The 5,721-nt window shown below is 71.1% G+C and carries 6 protein-coding genes; 3 read left to right on the forward strand and 3 right to left on the reverse strand.

All coding sequences use genetic code 11. The annotated features are described in order from the left end of the window. Positions 1–42 precede the first annotated feature (42 nt). Positions 43–1,848 (reverse strand): phosphoenolpyruvate carboxykinase (GTP), encoded by a 1,806-nt coding sequence (locus tag AB0C29_RS30575; protein ID WP_360827347.1) that lies wholly within the window; start codon positions 1,846–1,848, stop codon positions 43–45. Positions 1,849–2,156: 308 nt separating this feature from the next. On the opposite strand from AB0C29_RS30575, the gene AB0C29_RS30580 reads away from it, so the two are divergent. From AB0C29_RS30580 to AB0C29_RS30590, 3 genes are all read left to right on the forward strand, one after another. Next, positions 2,157–2,951, forward strand: coding sequence for a sigma-70 family RNA polymerase sigma factor (locus AB0C29_RS30580; protein ID WP_360827350.1), 795 nt, complete (start codon positions 2,157–2,159; stop codon positions 2,949–2,951). Next, complete coding sequence (locus AB0C29_RS30585) at positions 2,948–3,535, forward strand: GtrA family protein (RefSeq protein WP_360827353.1); 588 nt, start codon at positions 2,948–2,950, stop codon at positions 3,533–3,535. Before AB0C29_RS30580 ends, AB0C29_RS30585 begins: the two co-directional genes overlap by 4 nt. Before the next feature lie 61 nt (positions 3,536–3,596). Further along, positions 3,597–4,160, forward strand: coding sequence for a GtrA family protein (locus tag AB0C29_RS30590; RefSeq protein WP_360827355.1), 564 nt, complete (start codon positions 3,597–3,599; stop codon positions 4,158–4,160). A 3-nt stretch (positions 4,161–4,163) separates the two neighbouring features. Here AB0C29_RS30590 and AB0C29_RS30595 read toward each other — a convergent pair whose 3' ends face one another. Together AB0C29_RS30595 and AB0C29_RS30600 are read right to left on the reverse strand one after the other, a co-directional pair. Further along, positions 4,164–4,721, reverse strand: a complete 558-nt coding sequence (locus AB0C29_RS30595) for a PH domain-containing protein (RefSeq protein ID WP_360827358.1) — start codon at positions 4,719–4,721, stop codon at positions 4,164–4,166. A 4-nt stretch (positions 4,722–4,725) separates the two neighbouring features. Beyond that, positions 4,726–5,589, reverse strand: coding sequence for a biotin--[acetyl-CoA-carboxylase] ligase (locus AB0C29_RS30600; RefSeq protein WP_360827361.1), 864 nt, complete (start codon positions 5,587–5,589; stop codon positions 4,726–4,728). Between the last annotated feature and the right edge of the window lie 132 nt (positions 5,590–5,721).

The following is a 5,721-nucleotide window of genomic DNA, read 5'->3' on the forward strand; positions in this document are numbered from 1 at the left end:
CCCAGGCCGCGCCCGCCTCGAACGCGAGGCGGGCGCGGGGTGTCAGCCGGCGTTCAAGCGGGACTTCAGCGCGTCCAGTTCGGACCACAGGACCGCGGGGAGTTTGTCGCCGAACTTGGCGAACCACTCCTCCACCTGCGGGATCTCGGCCAGCCACTCGTCGGTGTCGACGCGCAGCACGGCCTCCAGGTCGGCCCGGCTGATGTCCAGGCCGCTGACGTCGAGGGCGTCCGGGGTCGGCACCTGCCCGATCGGGGTCTCCACCGCCTCGCCGGTGCCGTCCAGGCGCTCGACGATCCACTTCAGGACCCGGGAATTCTCCCCGAAGCCGGGCCAGAGGAAGCCGCCGTCGGCGTCGCGGCGGAACCAGTTGACGTAGAAGATCTTCGGCAGCTTCTCGGCGTCGCCGGAAGCGGCCTTGCCCATCTCGATCCAGTGGTTGAAGTAGTCACCGGCGTGGTAGCCGATGAACGGCAGCATCGCCATCGGGTCGCGGCGCACCACGCCGACCTGGCCGACCGCGGCGGCCGTGGTCTCCGACGACAGCGTCGCGCCGAAGTAGACGCCGTGCACCCAGTCGCGGGCCTCGGTGACCAGCGGCACGGTCGTCTTGCGCCGGCCGCCGAACAGGATCGCGTCGATCGGTACGCCGCGCGGGTCGTCGTACTCCGGGGCGAGGATCGGGCACTGGTTGATGGGCGTGCAGAAGCGGCTGTTCGGGTGGCTGGACGGCGTGCCGGACTCCGGTGTCCAGTCGTTGCCCTTCCAGTCGATCAGGTGCGCGGGCGGCTCGCCCATGCCCTCCCACCAGATGTCGCCGTCGTCGGTGCGGGCCACGTTGGTGAAGACCGAGTTGCCCCGGGCCAGGGTGCGCATCGCGTTCGGGTTGGTGTGCTCGTCGGTGCCGGGGGCGACGCCGAACAGGCCGTACTCCGGGTTGGTGGCCCACAGCCGGCCGTCCTCGCCGAAGCGCATCCAGGCGATGTCGTCGCCGACGGTCTCGACCTTCCAGCCCGGCAGGGTCGGCTCGAGCATGGCCAGGTTGGTCTTGCCGCAGGCCGACGGGAAGGCCCCGGCGATGTAGCGGACCTGTCCGGCCGGCGAGGTCAGCTTCATGATCAGCATGTGCTCGGCCAGCCAGCCCTCGTCGCGGGCGGCGACGCTGGCGATCCGCAACGCGAAGCACTTCTTGCCGAGCAGCGAGTTGCCGCCGTACCCGGAGCCGAACGACCAGATCTCGCGGGTCTCCGGGAAGTGCGAGATGTACTTGGTCTCGTTGCACGGCCACGGCACGTCGGCCTCACCCTCGGCCAGCGGCTTGCCGACCGAGTGCAGGGCCGGCACGAAGTCCGCGTCGTCGCCCATCGCCTCGAGCACGGTGGCGCCCATCCGGGTCATGATCCGCATGGACGTGACCACGTACGCGCTGTCGGTGATCTCGACGCCGAACATCGGGTTGGGCGAGTCCAGCGGTCCCATGCAGAACGGGACGACGTACATCGTGCGTCCGCGCATGCAGCCGCGGTACAGCTGCGTCATCGTCGCTTTCATCTCGGCGGGCGCGGTCCAGTTGTTGGTCGGACCGGCGTCCGCGGGGTCCACCGAGCAGATGAACGTGCGCTCCTCGACCCGCGCGACATCCCCGGGATCGGTACGGGCCCAGAACGAGTTCGGCCGCTTTTCGGGGTCGAGGCGGACGAGCGAGCCGGCGTCGACGAGCGCGTCGGTGAGCCGCGCCCATTCGGTGTCCGAGCCGTCGCACCAGACGACGCGGTCCGGCGTGGTCAGGGCGGCAACCTCGTCCACCCAGGTCAGGAGCTTGGTGTGAGCAGTGGGGGGCACTGACATGTGATTCCCTTCGGTCGGCACTGACCTGTGACGAAGCAGGCCGGAGAACCGGCCGCTGTCACGGGAGTCACATCAGCCTAAGCCGAGGGAACGTTCAGTTCATCGGTGAATCCTGTGGACAACCGCACAAACTTCGGCCACGGTGCGCGATCACGACCGATTCTTCGCCGCTTAATGCACAAGCGAGCATCCGGGCGTCCGGCAGCCACTCCCGGCCCGGCAGTCGCCCGCTTTCACAAAACGGACGAAACGTCCTAAGCTTGCCGCTACTCGGGCTTTCCTCCCACTCCCGGCTACAGGAGGCAGGAATGACGATCCCGGCCGGCGACGGCGACGGCGACACAGACCTGCTCGCGGCCGTCCGCGCGGGCGACTCCGCCGCGTACGGCGTCCTGTACCAGCGCCACCGGGCCGCCGCCCGGGCGCTGGCGTACGGCCTCGTGCACGACCCCGCCGACGCCGACGACCTGGTCGCCGAGACGTTCGCGAAGGTGTTCGCCAGCCTGCGGGCCGGGCGCGGACCGCTGGTGGCGTTCCGCGCGTACCTGCACACGACCCTGCGGCACGTCTGCTATCACCGGGCGCGCCGGGACCGGCGGCTGGAGTTCACCGACGACCTGACCCGGTACGACGAGGGCGAGCCGTTCCTGGACCCGGCCCTCGACCGGCTGGAACGCACCTACGCCGCGCGGGCCTTCGAGGCGCTGCCGGACCGCTGGCGCGACGTGCTGTGGCGTACGGAGGTCGAGGGAGCCAGCCCGGCCGAGGTCGCCCCGCAGCTCGGCCTGACCCCGAACGCCGTCGCCGTGCTCGCCCACCGGGCCCGGGAAGGCCTGCGCCGGCTCTACCTGCAGCAGCACGTGGCCGACGCGGATCCGCCCGAGTGCCGATGGACCGGGGACCGGCTCGGCGGGCACGTACGGGGCCGGATCGCCCCGCGGGTGGCCGTCCGGCTGGAGGCTCACCTGGCCTATTGCGCGGGCTGCCGGGGCCGGCACGCCGAGATCACCGAGATCAACCAGCGGGGTCACCGTCCGTACAAGCAGCGGGACCACGCTGCGGTGGAAGGGTTAAGAGTCGCTCACGAAAACGGCGGACAGTGACAGGCGCCGGTACTCTCGGGTCCGTGCCTGCCGCATTCCTGCCCGCGCTGCGGGCACGCTTCGGGGCACTCGTGCGCGAGCTGAGCAAGTTCGGCACGGTCGGCGGCATCGCCTTCGCGATCGACTTCGCCATCTTCAACGTGCTGCTGCACCAGGGCTTCGAGTCGCTGCTGGCCAAGACCATCTCCACCGTGCTGGCCACCACCGTGGCCTTCGCCGGCAACCGGTACTGGACCTGGCGGCACCGCGAGCACACCAACATGGCCCGCCAGTACACCCTGTTCTTCCTGCTCAACGCGGTCGGCCTGGGCATCGGGCTGACCTGCCTGGCGATCAGCCACTACGGCCTGGGCGCGTTCTGGCCCGAGTTCCAGACCCCGCTGGCGGACAACATCTCCGGCCAGTTCGTGGGCACCGCCGTGGGCACGCTGTTCCGCTTCTGGTCGTACCGCCGCTTCGTGTTCGGCGACACCGTGGTCCCGGATCCGACGCCCGCGCCGTCGGTGGAGGTCCCCGCCAGGGAGTCCGCCGCCACGCCGCCGTCCGCGCCGCCGCCCGCCCCGCGCGCTGTCCCGCGAATGTGACGTCGGAGTCACCGCACGTCCGGCTCCGTTGTCCGCGCCCTTCCCCCCGTAAGGTTGGCCAATGCCTTCAGCTCGTCCGCTGGCGGAACGCCTGCGCAATCTCGCCCCCGAGGCGCTCGCCTTCGGTGCGATCGGCGCCGCCAACACGCTGCTCTACATGGCGATCACGTGGGCTCTGCTGCCCATCGGGGCCGTCAAGGCGAGCGTCGTCGCCACGATCGTCACGACCACGCTGGCGTACGTGGCCAACAGGTACTGGACCTACCGCAAGCACACCCGCAGCGCGCTCCGCCGGGAGTACACGCTGTTCTTCGGCTTCAACCTGGTCGGCATGATCATCCAGTCCGGCGCGGTGACCATCGGCAAGTACGGCTTCGGCCTCACCGAGGAGCACGACGAGCTGCTGTTCATGGGGGTCACCCTGCTCGGCATCGCCGTTGCCACGGTGTTCCGCTTCTGGGCGTACAGGACGTTCGTCTTCCTCAAGCCGCCCGTCGACGGCCACGAGGCCGTGGTGGCCGAGCTCGACGTGGTGGCCGGCCTGGCCGAGCTCAGCGCCGAGGCCGACGGCAGCCTGGACGAAGAACTGGCCAAGGAGATCGACGCCCAGCGGCGAGCCGTCTGACGCTCACCGCCGGCGGTCCCGCCCCCGCACGGGCTCCGGCTCCGGCTGTTCGTCGTCCTCGTCGTCGCCGTGCAGCTCCCGGTCCGTCTCGATGAGCTGGTAGAGCAGCGTCTGCACCTGCTGCACGTGCGGCACCGCGACGAGCACCGCGCTCTGGTCCCCGATCGAGTCGATCCGCAACGTCCCGCTGCCCAGCATCCGGTCCAGCAGCGACTGGCTCATCACGTGATCGTTGACCCGGTTCAGCGGCAGGTCACGGCGCTCGCGAGCGATCACGCCGTCCTGCAGCAGAATCCGCTCGTCGGTGAAGACGTAGTGGGTGCCGCGCCAGACCAGCAGCGGCCACACCCCGCGGGTCACCGCCATGAACAGGGCCACGGCACCGACCAGGCAGACCCCGATCAGGCCGCCGGTCGTCGGCGGCAACATGATCCAGACCCCGAGCACGGCGGCCAGGGCCACCAGCAGGACCAGGATCGGGCGTACGGCCGCCCGCGCGTGCGGATGCAGATGGAGGACAACCTCTTCCTCGTCGGTCAGCACCTCGTCCGGGAAAGCCACGCGCTCAGCGTACGTGCAGGACATCCCCCGCCGAGACGCGCCGCTCGCCGTCAGCCGTACGGACCACGAGCTGGCCGTCACCGTCCACGGTGGTCGCCGTACCGGTGAATTCCTGGCTGTTGGGCAGCAGCACCCGCACGTCCCGCCCGATCGTCGAACAATCCCGCTGGTACGCCGCGAGCAGCCCGCACATCTCGGCGTCGCCACCGGCTTCCCGCCAGCCGCCGTACCACCGGGCGACGCCGCGCAGCAGCGCCCGCAGCAGCGGATCGCGGTCGGTGGCCGTGGCCCCGGCAATGCGCAGTGAGGTGGCCGGCAGTCCGGTGGTCTCGGGCAGCTCCTCGGCCCGGGTGGTGACGTTCAGGCCGATCCCGACCACCACCGCATCGCCGGAGACCTCGGCCAGGATGCCGGCCGCCTTGGACTCCCCGGGCCCGGCGTTGAGCAGCAGATCGTTCGGCCACTTCAGCGCGGCGTCGACCTCGGCCAGCCGCTGCACCGTCTCCCGCAGAGCCACCCCGGCCAGCAACGGCAACCAGCCCCAGGTGCGCTGCGGCGCCGGAGCCCACCCCCGCTCGGCGTCGGCGACCCCGGGCCGCAACAGGAAACTCAACGTCAGCCCGGCCCGCGGCGGCGACACCCACTGCCGGTCCCGGCGGCCACGCCCGGCCACCTGCCGCTCGGCCACCACGACCAGCCCTTCGGCGGCGCCGGCCTGACCGGCGGCCGCGGCATCGGCGTTGGTGGACCCGGTCTCGGCCCGGATCTCCAGCCGCTGCCAGAACCCGCCGGGCACGATGAGCGCCCGCTGCAGGGCCCGCTCACCCAGCGGCGGCCGGTCCAGATCCGTATAGGGCGAGGAAGCCATCAACCCAGCCTAGACCCGCCCTGATCAGCTCGGTTCGGCTGCGTGCCGGCTGACGTAGACCGTGCTCCGCGGCTCCGGCTGACCGGGCCCGGGACGCGGGCGGGGCCGGGGCCGGGCCCGCGGCTGATCCGG

It is taken from the genome of Actinoplanes sp. NPDC048791 (assembly GCF_040650095.1).
Classification (GTDB): Bacteria; Actinomycetota; Actinomycetes; order Mycobacteriales; family Micromonosporaceae; genus Actinoplanes.